Annotated in this window: 14 protein-coding genes; 3 read left to right on the top strand and 11 right to left on the bottom strand. The window is 54.7% G+C overall.

Translation table 11 applies throughout. From position 1 onward, the window contains the following. Positions 1 to 4: 4 nt before the first annotated feature. From JFY74_20110 to JFY74_20095, 4 genes are all read right to left on the bottom strand, one after another. Positions 5 to 4390 carry an AHH domain-containing protein gene (locus JFY74_20110; protein ID QQG28318.1) on the bottom strand — a complete coding sequence of 1462 codons (4386 nt, stop codon included), beginning with the start codon at positions 4388 to 4390 and terminating at the stop codon, positions 5 to 7. Between the two features lie 11 nt (positions 4391 to 4401). Next, positions 4402 to 4809: a DUF1795 domain-containing protein gene (locus JFY74_20105; protein ID QQG28317.1), complete on the bottom strand. Its 408-nt coding sequence runs from the start codon at positions 4807 to 4809 to the stop codon at positions 4402 to 4404. 8 nt (positions 4810 to 4817) lie between these two features. After that, positions 4818 to 6671 carry a type VI secretion system tip protein VgrG gene (tssI, locus tag JFY74_20100; protein QQG28316.1) on the bottom strand — a complete coding sequence of 618 codons (1854 nt, stop codon included), beginning with the start codon at positions 6669 to 6671 and terminating at the stop codon, positions 4818 to 4820. A gap of 120 nt (positions 6672 to 6791) precedes the next feature. Further along, positions 6792 to 7310 carry an Hcp family type VI secretion system effector gene (locus JFY74_20095; protein ID QQG28315.1) on the bottom strand — a complete coding sequence of 173 codons (519 nt, stop codon included), beginning with the start codon at positions 7308 to 7310 and terminating at the stop codon, positions 6792 to 6794. A gap of 732 nt (positions 7311 to 8042) precedes the next feature. Here JFY74_20095 and aguB point away from each other — a divergent pair. Then, positions 8043 to 8927, top strand: coding sequence for an N-carbamoylputrescine amidase (gene aguB / locus JFY74_20090; protein QQG28314.1), 885 nt, complete (start codon positions 8043 to 8045; stop codon positions 8925 to 8927). Between the two features lie 3 nt (positions 8928 to 8930). Beyond that, positions 8931 to 10034 (top strand): agmatine deiminase, encoded by a 1104-nt coding sequence (aguA, locus tag JFY74_20085; protein ID QQG28313.1) that lies wholly within the window; start codon positions 8931 to 8933, stop codon positions 10032 to 10034. A gap of 122 nt (positions 10035 to 10156) precedes the next feature. Here the strand turns inward: aguA and JFY74_20080 are convergent, their stop codons facing one another. The 4 genes from JFY74_20080 to JFY74_20065 all read right to left on the bottom strand — a co-directional run bounded on the left by JFY74_20080 (position 10157) and on the right by JFY74_20065 (position 12455). After that, positions 10157 to 10471 (bottom strand): BrnA antitoxin family protein, encoded by a 315-nt coding sequence (locus JFY74_20080; GenBank protein ID QQG28312.1) that lies wholly within the window; start codon positions 10469 to 10471, stop codon positions 10157 to 10159. Then, positions 10458 to 10748: a BrnT family toxin gene (locus JFY74_20075; protein QQG28311.1), complete on the bottom strand. Its 291-nt coding sequence runs from the start codon at positions 10746 to 10748 to the stop codon at positions 10458 to 10460. The genes JFY74_20080 and JFY74_20075 overlap by 14 nt, the downstream gene beginning before the upstream one ends. A gap of 174 nt (positions 10749 to 10922) precedes the next feature. Next, positions 10923 to 11690, bottom strand: a complete 768-nt coding sequence (tpiA, locus tag JFY74_20070; protein ID QQG28310.1) for a triose-phosphate isomerase — start codon at positions 11688 to 11690, stop codon at positions 10923 to 10925. 165 nt (positions 11691 to 11855) lie between these two features. After that, complete coding sequence (locus tag JFY74_20065; protein ID QQG28309.1) at positions 11856 to 12455, bottom strand: YiiQ family protein; 600 nt, start codon at positions 12453 to 12455, stop codon at positions 11856 to 11858. A 237-nt stretch (positions 12456 to 12692) separates the two neighbouring features. Here JFY74_20065 and JFY74_20060 point away from each other — a divergent pair, with 237 nt between their 5' ends. Further along, positions 12693 to 13115, top strand: coding sequence for a DUF805 domain-containing protein (locus tag JFY74_20060; protein ID QQG28308.1), 423 nt, complete (start codon positions 12693 to 12695; stop codon positions 13113 to 13115). A gap of 17 nt (positions 13116 to 13132) precedes the next feature. On the opposite strand, the gene fpr is transcribed toward JFY74_20060, so the two are convergent. From fpr to glpK, 3 genes are all read right to left on the bottom strand, one after another. After that, positions 13133 to 13879, bottom strand: coding sequence for a ferredoxin--NADP(+) reductase (gene fpr, locus JFY74_20055; protein QQG28307.1), 747 nt, complete (start codon positions 13877 to 13879; stop codon positions 13133 to 13135). Positions 13880 to 13996: 117 nt separating this feature from the next. Continuing rightward, positions 13997 to 15007: a class II fructose-bisphosphatase gene (gene glpX / locus JFY74_20050; protein ID QQG28306.1), complete on the bottom strand. Its 1011-nt coding sequence runs from the start codon at positions 15005 to 15007 to the stop codon at positions 13997 to 13999. 252 nt (positions 15008 to 15259) lie between these two features. Next, entirely contained in the window at positions 15260 to 16771 is a 1512-nt protein-coding gene (gene glpK, locus JFY74_20045; GenBank protein QQG28305.1) for a glycerol kinase GlpK, read from the bottom strand. Between the last annotated feature and the right edge of the window lie 21 nt (positions 16772 to 16792).

Genomic DNA, 16792 nt, shown 5'->3' with positions numbered 1-16792 from the left:
TTGATCACCTTAATATGTTTTGCCATAACTCAAACACCCTCTGCCTACCAACTTGGCCTATGTCCTTACCAAAGATGTCTGCATTCCACATATCTTTAGACCGAATAGGCATACCATCCATCATTCCTTTTTTGGCTGCATTTTGGATTTGAGTCACTTGCTTTGAAATAGAACTCACAGATTGATTAAGATCTATTCTATCTAAAGCTCCGCGTATAGCATCTGTATATCCATGATGGTTACCCTGATGCCTCGCCATAGTACTCACACCGTCATCCACTTTACGAAGAAAAATGCCATTATTGGCATTATCAATATAATAGTTAATTTTCTTCAACGCAGGATGATTAGCTAGTTCTTTGGGTATTACATGGTGTGCCTGATAACCACTCCATTTACTAGAACGAGACAATCCCATTCCCTGCATCATGTTCTTACCAAGAGTGGTAGAGCATCCCGCCAACCCAAACGGATCAACCCACGTATTCGGATTCGGCACATACCCGTAATTGTTCTCACCCCCCGCTATCCCTATCGGGTCCGGCGAGACATAACATCCACCTGCTGGGTCGTAGTACCGAAAACGGTTATAACATAGCCCGCTTTCGGTGTCACGGTACTGTCCGGCAAAGCCAAGGCCTGGGTCGATATTTTCCTCAAGATGGCTCTGCCGCAGCCCCCAGAGGGTGCTTTTCGGTGCCCGCCAGCGAAGTTCGCCTTGCGGATTGAAGACGGCCTGGGGTTCACCGTTCTGGCTGCTGGTGACAAAGTCGGTTTCCCAGCGTCCGTCAGTATTCTGCCGTTGCTGAACCAGCAGCTCCCAGCCGTTGTGTACCCAGTGTCTTCTCGACACAAGTGCCCCGTTGCGGTAGTGACGCACGTCGGCTATCTGGTCGCCGTCCCACAGGGTACGGAGTTCCTCCTGCGTCTGCTCACAGCGTTTGCCGGTGCGTCGCCCGAACGGGTCGTAGCGGTAGAACCAGCGTTGGCCCGTCGGGGTGTCGACAACCCGGAGCTGGTTACGGCTGTCCCAGCGGTAGTGCCAGACCTGTGGGCGGTAGCCCGGCTGAACCACCTGTTTACGGATGAGTCGTCCGGCTTTGTCGTACTGGTAATGGGTGTCGTCGTGCTGAGTCAGCCTGCCCGCCTGCCACTCGGTGAGTCGGGCGGTATCCTGCGGCAGGCCGTTGCGGGTGTAGCGGTAAGCTTCGTCGGTTTCCACCGTGCGGCCTGCGCCACCGCTGAGGACGGACAGCACCCGTCCGGTCGCGTCCAGTTTGTAACCTGCCGCCTCGCGGCTATGGCGGGCACCGGCCAGATTGCCCGCGCCGTCATACCGATATTCCCGCGTCTGTGAGGCGTGCAGACGCCCGTCCTGTTGCTGACCGCTCATGTCACGGGTCAGCCTGCCCATCACGTCATATTCCCTCTGCTGTAGGAACTCACCGCCTGAACGGGAGGCCTCGCGCCCGGCGGCATCATGAGCAAGGGTGAGCTCTGCGCCATCCGGCAACTGCACCTGCCGCAGTTCACCCGCCGCGCTGTATACGAAAGTACTGGTCAGCGCGTCGTCACCTTCGTTTTCTCCGGTCAGCGTTCGCGTTACGGTGCGTGCGGTATCATCAAACTGTCGGGTGATAAGCGAGCCGTTCAGCCACTCCCGCACCACCCGGTCACGGAGGTCATACTCTAGCTGTACATGACTGGTTGCGGAGGTGACTTCGATAAGCCTGCCAGCCGCGTCATAGCGGTAGTGCAGGGTATCGTCCGGTGCGGTTTCTTTGATGAGCAACCCGCGTCCGTCATACAGGAAGTGGCGGGTTTCGCCTTCGCCATTACGGATGGCGATGCAGTTGCCGTCTTCGTCATAGGTGTAGTGGGTGTCGGTGCCCGCCATGTCCCGCTCGCGGATGACCCGCGCATCGGCATCCAGCCACCATTGCCAGCGGCTGCCGTCCGGGGCGACAACGGCGATCAGTTGCTGGCTCTCTTTGTCGTACTCGTAACGCCAGGTGCGGCCTTCGGCATCGGTACGGGATGTGAGCAGGTCAAAGGGGCCGTAGGTTTGCTGCCACAGTGCCCCGTTGCCGTCCACCGTGCTCAGCAGGTTGTTATGCTTGTCGTATTGGCGTTGTTCTTGTTTGTCGTCGGGGCGTATCAGCTGCTCCGGCAGCTTCCAGCTTGCACGGCGGTATCCCAGACGGAATTGTGCTCCGTCTGGCCGCTGCCACTGCACGACTCTGTCCTGCTGGTCATAGCGTAGCTGCTGGGTACGCCCGAGCGCATCGCTGGCACTCAGCAACCGTTGACGATGATCGTAACGCAGCCGTGCCTGAACCTCGCCCGCCTGATCGCTCACCTGTGTCAGCAGGCCGTGTCGGTTCCAGGTGAACCGTACTTCACGGGTATCCGGCCCGGTGAGTGTCTCTGGGCTACCGGCCTCATCGAACGCCCATTGCCAGACGCGCCCGAGCGGGTCGGTGATGCCGCATAACCGCTGCGCGTCATCATAGTCATAGGCCCAGGTGTGGCCGCTGCCATCGGTGAAGGTGCTGACCAGACCGCTATCGTCCAGATAGGTGAATTCAACCACCCGACCTGCGGGGGAAATCTCACGCAACAGGTTGCCGTGGTCGTCGTAGTTGTAGCGGGTGACGTGCCCTAACGGAGATTTTTCCCAGCTCATCAGCGATAGCGCGTTGAAACCAAATTCGCTGCGCTGACCTAATCCGTCGGTCATGACCACACGGTCATCGAGATAGTCAAAACGCGCGGTCAGGTAGCCGTCAGCACAGGTGGTGTAAACGCAGCGACCCTGATAGTCATACTCGTAACGCGCCCAGGTCTGGTCGTTGTCATGCCAGCGCGTGAGTCGGTTTTCGTTGTCATAGTCGTAGAACAGGTGATAGGCATGGGTGGCATCGGCCTCAATCAGTCGCCCCTGTTCATCCTGCCGGTATTCGGCCAGTATGGTTTTTTGTCCGGCATCAATGCGCTGTATCTGGTGTAGATAATCTCCCCGCCATACCAGCAGCAGCTCGATACCATCACTGTGTTGCATCTTGCGCAGATAGCCTTTTGGATCGCGGATCAGGGTAATGCGGTTGTCGTGCGGATCGCGTACGGACGACAGAAGCAGCCGATCGCCCTGAGGCACATCGAACTCACGCCAGGTGAGGCTGTCACGATCCCACAGGCTAAATCCCTCTGCCCGCCGATGCAGAGTAAAGGCCGGATAGAGCGGACAAAATACCGCCTGCACATCCTGATGGAAGGTGAAATCAATGTCGTATCCCTGTGCCAGCGTGATAACGACGTGGGTATTCAGGCCGTCGTGGCTGACGTATGCGGCTTCGCTCCAGGTGTCATACCAGCCGCGTCCTAGCAGGCCGGTATGGGTGGCGGCAGAGCGGTAAGTGCGCTCAAAAAGCAGAGGAAGTGTTTGCCCCAGTTCGAGATCCAGACGCATCTCGATCACATCCCCGCTGGGAATATAGACCGGATCTTTTAGAAAGCCCCGAGTGGCTTCCTTAATACGTGCCAACCCTTTGCTATTTTTAAACCCTTTGCTGGCACACCGAGCCGCTCTCCGTAGCCCCACCGCCGTTCTTAACGCCCCCATGCGAATGCCTTTGAGCACCGCGGTTGGCCCACGTGTAAATAGCTTCCCTAGCCCTTTGAACATGCCCCGGCTGGGCGGTACCAGAAATTCCACGGCTATCAGCAGCGCTTTTTCCCACCAGCTGAATTCGTCACTAATATCCAGACAGGTTTGCTGACCGGAGCCAAAAAAGACGGTGGATGCCCCTTCTTTGATGGTGGCACCACAGACGGTTTTATCGTCGATACGTGCTGCTGGCGAGCCATTGACGTAGACGGTTTCACTGCCTTGCGCAATCAACTGGGGCGAGTTGTGTTTGGTGCAGGCTACCGTATCAACCTCAGCACGGGAAATGGGCTTTTTCTCCGCAAACACGGTGTCTGAGCCAGAATCGACGGGCCCAAACGGCGGGGCGCCGCTGTCTACCATGGCAGAAACTTTGCTGGAGACGCTGCTAATCAGCCCCCCTAGCAGGCTGACTGCACCAAACCCCACCGCCAGTTTGACGGCACCCACCACCAGCGCCGCCCCCATGCCGCCCGTCCCGACAACAGCGACGGCAATGGCACCCGCCACGGCAGCCGCTGCGGCAAAGGCTACGGCTGCTACAACCGCCCCTGCGATAGCCCCAGCCAGCGCACCGAGAAAACTTTTGTGCTTGATGGTTTTGCCCGGTGATGTCGGTGCTTTTCCCTGGCCCGGTTGAGGACGACCGGCCGGCGGTGTCGGGCCTTTGCCTGCATGCATGGCACCCACGCGGGCAACACGGTTCAGAATATCACTCAGCATGATGACTCCTTTCAGGCAGTGGCTTTAAAGGTCTCGACCACCGCCAGCATCGCCGTTTTCTGCTCCGCACTGAGCTCGCCCGCCACGGTTACGGTAAACGTCAGCAATAACTCACCGCGTACCTGCATCACGACAACCTGATGCATCGGCCCTTCTGGTGACCGCCAGGTATATTCCAGTCCGTGTGCGGGTTGCCCATCCAGCGTCAATACCCAAACGCTGCGCTCTTCATACCCTTTTAGGTGTGCCGCAAACTGGTCCAACGTCTGCTGATAAACCGTCTCTGCTGTCAGGCCGAAGTCAATCGGAGTCCGGTTGACAACCAGGTTGATGGCATCGCCCGGCAGAACAAAAACATGGAGTGATTCATCGCGCCAATCGGCGGGGATAGCCAGCGTCCCTTCATTCATCTGATACATAGTCATCCTTAATTCAAATCGATACGGGTGCCGTTCAGCGTTAGGTTATTCCCGACGATCTCAATATCTCCGCTGTGCTTGATTGAGATATAGCCAGCACCCGTACCAATCTGAATGCTGCCGTCTTCGGCATGGATAAAGATATCGTTCGTCACCCTCAGCGTTTCGTTGTCTTCCACGACAGTGCTCCGGTTTTTTTTCACCACAACCGTTTGCTCCCCCTGGATCTCGGTAATCTGATCGGCAATGACGGAGACCGTCTGATTTTGCTGTACGACAACCGTTTGATCGCGGCCAATGTTTTCGTTGTGATCCACATTCACCGAGGTACTGCGGTTATTCAGCACTACGGTGTTCATGTCTTTCTGAGCATGAATAAACACTTCTTCCTGCCCAGCCTGATCTTCAAAGCGCAGTTCGTTGAACCCCGCGCCTTTGTGGGTTGATGTGCGGATTGAGGTGCGCGTCTTGTTGGCGGGCAGCGGATACGGTGCTGGGTTGGTGGCATGAAAGGTTCTGCCGGTCACAATCGGCTGGTCGGGGTCGCCTTCAAGGAAGCTAACAATCACCTCATGGCCGATGCGCGGGATGGCAATCAGGCCGTACTGACCACCGGCCCAGCCCTGGCTAACGCGCACCCAGCAGGAACTCTGGTCGTTGCTTGCGCCGTAGCGGTCCCACGGAAATTGCAGTTTGATGCGCCCGTATTGGTCGCAGTAAATTTCTTCACCTGCCGGGCCGACCACGGTGGCGATTTGCGGGCCGTCCACCATCGGTTTGTAGGGCAGGTCAGCACGCCAGGTGCTTTTGGCACTGATGACCTCAAAGCTGTTGCTGTAGGTGGTCGGTTCGCCGCCGCTTTCTTCTTCCAGCGCCTGCGGCTGCTGCCCGCTGTGGGTAATGGCCACCAGTTGCCAGCCGGTATTGAGTGCCGAGTTGGGGTGTTCGGTTAAAGCAAAGCTGCTGCCGGGCATCAGTTCAGCGGCATTGGATTCACCGGAACCGGTCATGGCACCCGCCCGCAGTGCGTCCAGTCGGTAGCCGGTAAAGGCCTTGCCGCTGGGGTCTTGTTTAAAGCGCCCCGGGTAGTCGAAGTGCTGATAGTTTTCGCGCTGGTGCGTCAGCTCGCCGCTCATCTTGCTGTGCAGCAGACCATAGGCGGGGGTTTTGAAGCTGTAATCCTTGAGTGCGACTTCTGCGGTACTGACGGCTTCGGCATAGCGGAAGCGGTTTACGTACGGCCCTTCGCTGAGACCCTGTGTGGCAAGGTTGAAAAACAGTTCAGAGCCTTTGCTGAGCGCCCCAGCATCGTCAGCGAAGACGACGCGGTGTTTGCCTTCCTCAAATTCATGGAAGAAGTACAGGCCTTCTTCTGCGGCCAGTCGAGTGATAAAGGCTAAATCGCTTTCCCGATACTGCACGCAGTATTCGCGTGGCGCGTGGTCGTGACGCAGCGCAAAGGCGTAGTCGGTGATGCCGGATTCCTCCAGCAGTGCGCCGATAATCGCTTCCGGCTTTTGCGCCTGAAAGATGCGGGCATTAGTGCGCAGCCCCAGCCGCCACAACGCCGGACGGACTTCCGCCTGATAGCGCGTGCGGCGAAAGCCGGTGTCGCCCTGTGCAAAGGCGCTGACAATACCGCTTACTCGCCGTTGGAGTATGCCTTCATACCACACCATCAACTCACACGGCTGGTCAAGCACCGTACCAAAATCCACATCCGGCAAGGCACTCGCCAGATTCAGCGACAGGGCAAACGGCTGGTTAAGCGCTTCGCTGAGCTGAAAATCCACCACGGCAAACGTCGGGGCAGGCAATGCGCCGACCTTTACCGTGAACTGTAATCCTGTACTGTTTGCCACGTTTATTCCCTCGCGTCCCGTGATGAAAACCGTGTTGTCTGTACTCAGGTCTGGGAGAATCAGACCTCAGGACAGTACACGTAGAAAACCCGGGACAAGCCCGGGTTAGAAACAGAAAGATTACGCTTCGACCGGCGCACGCCAGTCATCAGAGCCGGAGGTACCGGCAACGGTGTGCTCCCAGTCAATTTTGCGGTAGGCCAGCGACACTTCAATCAGTTGGGTGTAGTCCAGCTTGGACGGGTCCTGACAGTGTGGCATTTTGCAGTCGATATCCACGATGGTGGCATCGGTCAGGATGGTAGAGAAGAAGTGCTCCTGCTTACCTTCCACCGAGGTGCGATACCACTTCAGGGTCGTGGTTGGCAACATTTCACCAGTAGACAGTGCGTTGTACAGCAGCGGGACCGCTTTGTTCAGTGCGACGGTGAATTTGAACGGCTTGTGCACACGCTGGCCGGATGGCTGACCGGACTGCGGGTCGGTTGGTACGGTAACCACGTGTTTGAATTCCTGCACCAGCATTTCATCTTCGTGGCCTTCCACATAGATGTTGCCGACAGAGTCAGAGGTGAAAGCACCCGCGGTGATGTTGCCCTGAGTTTTACCTTCGATGCTGATATAGCATGGAGTTGGCATAGTCTTGCTCCTTGTTGTTGAACGAGTTGAATAACTTCACGTTCTGTATAGCAATCCACATGCCAACTTTTATCTTGTTGTTTTTACTATTAATTCCCTTAACTCAAATTTTCCTTAAGTAAAATTTGAGCAAAAAGTTGCGCAGACCTCGCGAAAAAACGGCATCCATTGCGCAAAAAGTGATTTCAACCAGAAAGTGAGCAAAAAGTTGCGCAGAATGCGCAGTTATGCTGAAAGTTTGAGTTAGGCATTAATTAATGCAAGGTGGTTCCTATTTAATTGGTGTTTATTAATAGGTTTGGTTCTATTTTAGGTGATAAATAAATCATATAAACATTGTGTGTATGTGGGTGCTTACTCACATTTGGTGAAAAAATGTATATCTAAAAATTGAGGTTTTCGTAAGAAAAACGGGTGCTGTTATGGTTAGGGAAAGTCGATGATTTTGAAGGTGTCGCCAAATTACGCGCCGATTTTTCCTGTGGAATTCATCACGCGAGATCATTCATTTTCAGCATAGTGAAGTGCCGCCATTAACTGGCATAATGCACATGTCATTTTCGGTGAATAGGCTACCTTCGTATCGGGCATAGGGTGGTGTGTTGGCCTAAACTCGTCGGGGTTGAACTCGTTAATGCAGACGAATAGCTGTCATTATCCTGAACGAGCGCACTCACTATTGATATCTGCCGCGCAGGAGCGGGTATACATCGCTATTATTGAGGTTTTCGCATGAAAAAAGTTACCGTTGCCGCAACACAAATGGCGTGTTCCTGGGATCTGCCCAAGAATATCGAAAACGCCGAAAAACTGGTGCGACAAGCGCATGCAAAGGGCGCGCAGGTTATCCTGATTCAGGAACTGTTTGCCGCACCGTATTTCTGTATCGATCAAAGCCCAGAGCACTATGCGCTGGCGCAGGAGCTGGAAACCAGCCCGCTGATTAAGCATTTTTCCGCACTGGCGGCGGAGCTGAACGTGGTGTTGCCGTTGAGCTTCTTTGAGCGTGCCAATAACGCCTATTACAACTCGCTGGTGATGATTGACGCGGACGGCTCCGTGCTGGATGTTTATCGCAAAACGCACATTCCGAATGGCCCGGCGTATCAGGAGAAGCAATTCTTCATTCCGGGCGATACTGGCTTTAAAGTCTGGCAGACGCGCTACGCAAAAATCGGCGTGGGCATTTGCTGGGATCAGTGGTTCCCAGAAACCGCACGCAGCCTGGCGTTGCAGGGTGCCGAGCTGATTTTCTATCCTACCGCGATTGGTTCTGAACCCGCTTACCCAGACATCGACAGCCAGCCGCACTGGACCCGCGTTCAGCAAGGTCACGCCGCTGCGAATCTGGTGCCGGTAATCGCATCCAACCGTATTGGTACAGAAGCCAGCAAATACATCGACGGTCTGGAAATGACGTTCTACGGTTCGTCCTTCATTGCCGACCAAACGGGTGCGCTGTTGGCACAGGCCAATAAGACGGATGAAGCGATTCTGGTGCATGAATTTGATTTAGAAGCCATTGCGGCACAGCGTGCGTCATGGGGCCTGTTCCGCGACCGTCGCCCGGAAATGTACGGCACGATTGCCACCTCTGACGGCAAGACCCGGAGATAAGTGATGTCACAGTTAGCTACTCCTCATCTCACCACGCCGCAGCAGGATGGCTTTGCGATGCCCGCCGAATGGGCACCGCATGATGCCGTGTGGATGATTTGGCCGTATCGTACCGACAACTGGCGCGAGCAGGGCGTTCCGGCGCAGAAAACGTTCGCGCGCGTGGCGGAAGCCATCGCCCAGAACACGCCGGTGATTATGGGCGTGCCTGCACGCTACATGGCAGATGCGCAAAAAGTGATGCCGGTGAACGTCACACTGGTGGAAATGGAAAGTGACGACGCCTGGATGCGTGACACCGGTCCAACCATTGTGCTGAATCAGGCCGGTGAGCGTCGGGGTATCGACTGGCAGTTCAACGCCTGGGGCGGCGAACTGGGCGGTCTGTATGAAGACTGGCGTCAGGATGAGAAAGTCGCAGCACAGGTGCTGGACTATCATCAGGCCGCACGCTATGCCGCTCCGCTGATTCTGGAAGGTGGCTCGATCCATGTTGATGGTGAAGGCACCCTGCTGACTACGGCGGAATGCTTGCTCAATCCGAACCGTAACCCGCATTTAAGCAAGGCGGAAATCGAACAGTTGATGCGTGATTACCTCGATATTTCGACGGTTATCTGGCTGGAAGAAGGTGTGTATAACGACGAAACCGACGGGCATATCGATAACATGTGCTGTTTCGTGCGCCCCGGCGAAGTGGCGCTGCACTGGACGGATGATGAAAACGATCCGCAGTATGTGCGCTCTATGGCCGCTTATCGTGTGTTATCTACGGCCAAAGATGCTCAGGGTCGACAGTTGAAAATCTGGAAATTACCTGCCCCCGGTCCGCTGTATGCAACCAAAGAGGAAGCACAGGGCGTGGACAGCGGCGATGCCGTCGAACGCCTTGCCGGTTCCCGTCTGGCGGGTTCTTATGTGAATTTCCTGATCAGCAACCAGCAGATTATTTTCCCGCTGCTGGATGAGAAGACGGATGACGTTGCACGCGATCTGCTGCAACAGATGTTCCCTGGCTACCTGATTAGCGGCGTGCCTGCGCGGGAAATCCTGCTGGGTGGGGGAAATATTCACTGCATTACGCAGCAAATCCCTGCGACGAAGTAACGTTTCCTATTCTCTGACGGTGGGCGATCACGCTAGCCGTGATTATTCCCCCTGTTAGCATGCTGCTCACAGGGGGATCATCTCATCAGGATTAGCTTAAAAGGCTGGCTTTAGAAGTTGCATCAAATTTTGATGTCGTTTGGGGAATGGTTTTTAAGCCAATCCGCCATCGCTGCATCCATGCGGGTTTGCCAACCGCGACCAGTCGCTTTGAAGGCTGCGATAACTTCTGGAGAGTATCGAATACTGACTTGTACTTTTGGTGCAGGTTTAACGGGGCGTCCCTGTTTGCGCATTGCTTTCAATTTACTGAAAGGCATAAGCTGCACGTTCTCACCTTCAAGCGAGCGTGTATCAGGGTCTTGTGCAATAGCTTCCTGAATTTTACGGTCTTCCTCATCCGTAGGGAGGATAGTACCCTGCTTAAGTTTTGGCATATTTTTCCACCTCCGCTTTAGTGGCTTTCCGCAAACTGATGATGCGGTAAATTTCTTCGTCGTCTCCATCGCTGTAAGTAAATACTACGACATAAATTCGGTTGTTGAGATAAGCAAGGCCGTAAGTGATACCTATGTAACGGTCTTCGCTGTAGTTACCAAGAGAGTCAGATGCGGCAACCATTCGGTCCCAATCAAGATATTTAGCGTCGGCCAAGTAAACGCCGTGTTTTTGCTTATTGCTCTCATTCTTAATCGGGTCGAATATGATTTTCATTTATTTATTGTAGCTACAATAAATATGAAGTCAAACGTGTGGGAACAGGCAGATAAGCTGACTGTGAATCTAGTAGTACTGACAGTTGAATGAGATCAAAAAAAGCCGGTTGCGCGACAGCGTGAACCGGCTTTTTGATTAGACGAACCTTTATCCGCCCGTTTTCGATAAAGCTTAGCCGCGTTTAGCGTCGGCTGCGGCTTTCACGATGACAGCAAAGGCGTCAGCTTTCAGTGATGCACCGCCAACCAGCGCGCCATCGATGTCCGGCTGGGTGAACAGCTCTGCCGCATTCGCCGCATTCACCGAACCGCCGTACTGGATGATCACTTGTTCAGCAACGGCAGCATCTTGCTTGGCGATATGGTCACGGATGAATTTGTGAACAGCCTGTGCTTGAGCAGGGGTGGCAGATTTGCCGGTACCGATAGCCCATACAGGTTCGTAGGCGATAACGGTGTTTTCAAATGCTTTTGCGCCCAGCGTATTCAGCACGGCGTCCAGTTGACGCGCACAAACGGCTTCCGTCTGGCCCGCTTCGTTTTCAGCTTCAGTTTCGCCAATGCACAGCACCGGAATCAGGCCCGCGTCTTTCAGCACGCCAAATTTCTTCGCAATGAATTCATCGCTTTCTTTGTGGTAGGTGCGGCGCTCAGAGTGGCCGATGATGATGTATTTCGCGCTGATGTCTTTCAGCATCTCGGCAGACGTTTCGCCGGTGAAAGCACCGGAAAGGTTCACGTCAACGTTCTGTGCGCCCAGAGCAATGCGGCTGCCGGCCAGTTGGTGATTAGCCTGATCGAGGTAGATAGCAGGTGGTGCAATCGCTACGCCACAGCCGTCAACGGTGCTGAGCGCTTTACGCAGACCCGCGATCAGTTCGTTGACCATGTGAGTGCTGCCGTTCAGCTTCCAGTTACCCATAACTAATGGATGTCGCATCTTTTTTCCTCCAGCCGGAATCGCGAATGAATCAATATGTTAATAAATCAAGGTGTCAATGAACCGATGTATAAATTTTACTGCCGTCAGGCAATATGACCTGCCCACAGTATAGAGACGAAATGTGACCGTGGCTCTGTTTTTCGTCATTAATTACCGGGTTGATCACGGTTCAGATAGCGTTAGCTTAATCGGTTCAACAGCAAAAGTTAGCCCTTTTTCACCATCATCTGCAACAACATAACGCAAGGCTCCTTCCGTTTGCTGATGAAAGCGCTGTCCTTTGCCTTTTTCCAGTAGTCCGGTGACTTTTTTCACACTCTGTTCTTCCGTTAGTGACGGTGCGAACGTGCGTGCCAGCGCAGCCATATAGTCGATAGCCTGCTTACGACGCACTGCGGTTTCTTGTTCGCTCTGCGGCTGCGGCAACCAGGTAATTTGCATCGTTTTGATTTTCCCAGTGCCTTTCTCCAGCGCGGTTGAGGCATAGAGGTGATCGTTAATGCGGCTGGCTGCGCGGGTCAACATGCTGGTGATATTACCGGTGTCGACAACCCGAAATTCACCGATCGGCAGCGTCGGGTTACTCAGGTTGTAGCGAGAACGGAACTGCGTGATGGTTTGATCGAAGGTGGGGGCACCAGCCAGCAGATACGGCGCATTAGCTGAGGTTTTAGGCGGAAACGTCGGATCGGCCCCCGCGAGAGTTTGGTACAGCACCAGCGATGATATAACCAAAAGTGAAGCGATGCGTTTTCGTGTCATAGGGATTCGGGTCAGCCACTTCAGAAGATGTCCAGGCCGATAACGGCAGAATACATTCGATTAAAGCGGCATTTGTACGTCGTTGTCAAAAATAGTACGAGGTTGTGAGAAATCGAACACGGCTGACAAAAATCGCGTAAAGATTGCAGGCAAATACTCGGGTTGAGGTAAAATCAGCCACGATTAAATATAGATTAATTCGGCCAGACAGGCTGACAATTCAGGGCGTTATCGTTAATGACATTACAGCAGTGGTGCTTCTCGTTTAAAGGCCGGGTCGGTCGTCGTGATTTCTGGCTTTGGATGGCGATTTGGGTCGCATTGATGGCGGTGCTGTTTACGCTCTCCGGCCAAAGCTGGCTGGATACGCAATCGACGGCGTTTGGTTTGGTGGTACTGCTGTGGCCGACGGCGGCGATTATGGTGAAACGGCTGCATGACCGTAATAAGAGCGGCTGGTGGGCGCTGTTGTTAGTGGTGGCGTGGATGTTGGCCTCAGGGAATTGGACGATGTTTTCGTCCATCTGGCAGTGGGGCATTGGCCGCTTTTTGCCGATCCTGATTGTCGTGATGACGCTGCTCGACTGCGGCGTTTTTCTGGGGACAAAAGGGGAAAATCGTTTTGGAGCAGCGGCGGAGCCGTTTCGTTTCCGCCGCTAGTTGGTATAAAACGCGGTTTACCAATAGTTTTCGGCGGTCATATGACCGGGCCTGCGGCGCAGGTGCTTGGTCATTTGACGCTCTTCTTTCAGCAACAGTTGAGTGTCGCGTACCATCTGCGGGTTACCGCACAGCATGACGTGGCTGGTTGCTGCATCCATCGGCAAGCCCACGGCGGCTTCCAGCGTACCGCTGCTGATAAGCTGGGGAATGCGGCCCGTCAGCGAGCCCGTTTCCTCTTCCCGGCTGACGACCGTTTGAATACGCAGTTGACCGTGGTAGCGCTGCTGTAATTGCTGCATCAGCGGCAGATAGCTCAGATCGCGTGAGAAGCGGGCGGCGTGAACCAGTACGATGTTCTTAAAACGCTCCAGATCCTTGCCTTCCTGAAGAATCGACAGGTAAGGGCCAATGCCCGTGCCTGTTGCCAGCATCCACAGCGTTTCACAATCAGGCACTTCTTCCAGCACGAAAAAGCCGGCAGCCTCTTTGACGATCATGACGTCTGAACCGGGCTGCAGCGCATGCAGATGCGGGCTGAGCTTGCCTTCTGGTACCGTCACCAGATAGAACTCAAGCGTGGGATCGCTAGGCGCATTCACGTAGGAATAAGCGCGCTGCACTTTCTCGCCATCAATCTCCAGCGCCAGTTTGCCATACTGCCCGGCAGTGAATGCATCGGTGGGCGCGTGAACCCGAACGCTAAACAGACTTTCTGTCCAGTTTTCCACCTGAACCACCTTGCCTGTCACCCATTCAGCCATATTTTTCTGCTCCTGTTGCTTGCATTAGACGCTGCTATTTTTGCATGTAAGTCGTGCATCTACGATACGCCATTTATTAACAACTGTGAAACAATCTGTTAGCCAGGCAGTCGTCTGCTACAGCAGGAATTCGTGCAGCGTGCGATCCTTACGATCCAGGTAGTGCGTTGATTTAATCCGGCGGATCGTGCGGGATTTGCCGCGGATTAGCAGTGTTTCTGTGGTAGCCATATTGCCTTTACGCGCGATCCCGTCTAGCAAATCACCTTTGGTGATGCCGGTCGCGGAGAAAATCACGTTATCGTTGCGCGCCATGTCATCAAGCTTGAGGACACCACCCGCTTTGATGCCCATTTGGCGGCAGCGTGCCAGCTCATCTTCACCGATGCGGCGGTTTTCAACGCTACCGCCTTTGACCTGATGACGTGCCAGCAAACGCCCCTGCATGTCGCCATCAAGCGCACGGATAACGGCCGCTGAAATCACGCCTTCGGGTGCTCCGCCGATGCCGTACAGCACGTCAACTTCGCTGTCCGGCATGCAGGTGAGGATGGATGCGGCGACGTCACCGTCTGGAATCGCGAACACTTTCACGCCCAGTTGCTGCATTTCTGCGATGCAGGCATCGTGGCGCGGTTTAGCCAGCGTTGTCACGGTTAACTGGCTGAGCGGCTTGCCCAGTTTCAGTGCGACATTGCGCAGGTTGTCCGCCAGCGGCAGGTTGAGGTCAATCGACCCTTTCGCCTCGGGGCCGACGATCAGCTTTTCCATGTACATGTCTGGTGCGTGCAAAAACGCCCCTTTTTCGCCGACGGCCAGCACGGCCAGCGCATTCGCCTGACCCATTGCCGTCATCCGCGTGCCTTCAATCGGATCGACGGCGATGTCTACGGCATCGCCCTGACCAGTGCCGACCTGCTCGCCGATGAACAGCATAGGCGCTTCGTCGATTTCCCCTTCGCCGATGACAATCTGACCGTTGATATTGACCTGATTCAGCATGATGCGCATCGCCTGTACGGCAGCATTGTCGGCGGCATTCTTGTCGCCACGGCCTAACCATTTATAGCCTGCCAGCGCGGCTGCTTCGGTGACGCGTGAGAACTCAATGGCTAATTCACGTTTCATAAATACCTGTCTGTTGTCGATCGGGAAAAGAAGCGGCCTCATGTTAGCCACTTAAGCATGGATTTAGGGGAAACACGGTGATGAGGTTCCCGCAGGGACACCTCGCACTGTGGTCGCTCCGGTATCTCGGTTCTTAAACGATCAACATTAGGATGTGGGCGGGGATTTTATCACAATGGGGGAGGGGCGGTTGAGCGAGATTAAAAAACGGGCGCGACAAGCGCGCCCGTTGTTGATGGATTAGTGGATGGATTAGGCGTTGTGATCTTCCCAGCTACGGGCACGGGCGACGGCTTTCTGCCAGCCGCTGTAGCGAACGTTGCGCTCTACCGTTTCGATGCTGGGGCGGAATTCCCGCTCGATAGTCGCTTTGCTCTTCACTTCATCCAGATCGTTCCAGAAGCCAGTAGCAAGGCCAGCGAGGAAAGCTGCACCCAACGCGGTGGATTCACGCACTTCTGGACGTTCCACGCGCGTGCCGAGAATATCGGACTGGAACTGCATCAGGAAGTTGTTGGCAACCGCGCCACCGTCGACACGCAGCGCTTTCAGGCGCGTATTGGCGTCCGCCTGCATGGCATCCAGTACGTCGCGGGTCTGGAAGGCAATCGATTCCAGCGTTGCGCGGATGATGTGGTTAGCATTCACGCCACGGGTCAGACCGAAGATCGCGCCACGGGCATACGGGTCCCAGTAAGGGGCACCCAAGCCGGTGAAGGCAGGGACGACATAGACGCCGTTAGAATCCTTCACTTTCGTCGCGAAGTATTCGGAGTCCATTGAGTCGCCGATCAGCTTCAGCTCGTCGCGTAGCCATTGGATGGAAGCACCACCAACGAACACGGAGCCTTCCAGCGCGTAGTTAACTTCGCCGCGTGGGCCGCAGGCGATGGTGGTCAGCAGGCCGTGTTTGGACAGCACCGCTTCTTTACCGGTGTTCATCAGCAGGAAGCAGCCCGTACCGTAGGTGTTTTTCGCCTGTCCTGGGTTGACGCAAAGCTGGCCGTACAGCGCCGCCTGTTGGTCACCTGCGATACCGGCGATAGGAATACGCGTACCGCCTTTACCACCAATGTTGGTCTGGCCGTAGACTTCTGAAGACGCGCGCACTTCCGGCAGCATCTCGTGTGGAATATCCAGCGCTTCCAGCATGCGGGTATCCCATTCCAGCGTATGAATGTTAAACAGCATGGTGCGGGAGGCGTTGGTGTAATCCGTTACGTGAACACGCCCTTGCGTCATTTTCCAAATCAGCCAGGTATCGATGGTACCAAACAGCAGTTCACCGCGTTTGGCGCGCTCACGGGAGCCTTCAACGTGATCCAAAATCCATTTCACCTTGGTGCCAGAGAAGTAGGGATCGACCACCAGCCCGGTGGTGTTGCGAACATACTCTTCCAGACCGTCTTTCTTCAGCTTTTCGCAGATCTCAGTGGTACGACGACACTGCCAGACAATGGCGTTATAAATCGGCTTACCGCTCTCTTTTTCCCATACGACGGTGGTTTCACGCTGGTTGGTGATACCAATGCCCGCGACTTCATCCGCGTTGATATCGGCTTTAGCCAGTACTTCGACCAGCGTTGAGCTTTGTGATGCCCAAATCTCCATTGGGTCGTGCTCTACCCAACCTGCTTTTGGATAGATTTGGGTGAATTCACGCTGCGAGACGCTAACGATATTGGCATCGTGATCCAGTACGACGGCGCGGGAGCTGGTTGTGCCCTGGTCGATTGCGACAATGTATTTTTTTTCCGGGTTCATAAATCCAATCCTGTAATGATT

The organism is Pectobacterium carotovorum (assembly GCA_016415585.1).
GTDB lineage: Bacteria > Pseudomonadota > Gammaproteobacteria > Enterobacterales > Enterobacteriaceae > Pectobacterium > Pectobacterium carotovorum_K.
Note: the sequence above shows the minus strand (reverse complement) of the source record. Positions and strands in the feature narration are given on the sequence as shown.

Excerpts from the sequence above, each read along its gene's own strand:
- JFY74_20110 (QQG28318.1), bottom strand. The coding sequence starts at position 4,390 with ATGCTGAGTGATATTCTGAACCGTGTTGCCCGCGTGGGTGCCATGCAT.
- JFY74_20105 (QQG28317.1), bottom strand. The coding sequence starts at position 4,809 with ATGTATCAGATGAATGAAGGGACGCTGGCTATCCCCGCCGATTGGCGC.
- JFY74_20095 (QQG28315.1), bottom strand. The coding sequence starts at position 7,310 with ATGCCAACTCCATGCTATATCAGCATCGAAGGTAAAACTCAGGGCAAC.
- aguB (QQG28314.1), top strand. The coding sequence starts at position 8,043 with ATGAAAAAAGTTACCGTTGCCGCAACACAAATGGCGTGTTCCTGGGAT.
- aguA (QQG28313.1), top strand. The coding sequence starts at position 8,931 with ATGTCACAGTTAGCTACTCCTCATCTCACCACGCCGCAGCAGGATGGC.
- JFY74_20080 (QQG28312.1), bottom strand. The coding sequence starts at position 10,471 with ATGCCAAAACTTAAGCAGGGTACTATCCTCCCTACGGATGAGGAAGAC.
- JFY74_20075 (QQG28311.1), bottom strand. The coding sequence starts at position 10,748 with ATGAAAATCATATTCGACCCGATTAAGAATGAGAGCAATAAGCAAAAA.
- tpiA (QQG28310.1), bottom strand. The coding sequence starts at position 11,690 with ATGCGACATCCATTAGTTATGGGTAACTGGAAGCTGAACGGCAGCACT.
- JFY74_20065 (QQG28309.1), bottom strand. The coding sequence starts at position 12,455 with ATGACACGAAAACGCATCGCTTCACTTTTGGTTATATCATCGCTGGTG.
- JFY74_20060 (QQG28308.1), top strand. The coding sequence starts at position 12,693 with ATGACATTACAGCAGTGGTGCTTCTCGTTTAAAGGCCGGGTCGGTCGT.
- fpr (QQG28307.1), bottom strand. The coding sequence starts at position 13,879 with ATGGCTGAATGGGTGACAGGCAAGGTGGTTCAGGTGGAAAACTGGACA.
- glpX (QQG28306.1), bottom strand. The coding sequence starts at position 15,007 with ATGAAACGTGAATTAGCCATTGAGTTCTCACGCGTCACCGAAGCAGCC.
- glpK (QQG28305.1), bottom strand. The coding sequence starts at position 16,771 with ATGAACCCGGAAAAAAAATACATTGTCGCAATCGACCAGGGCACAACC.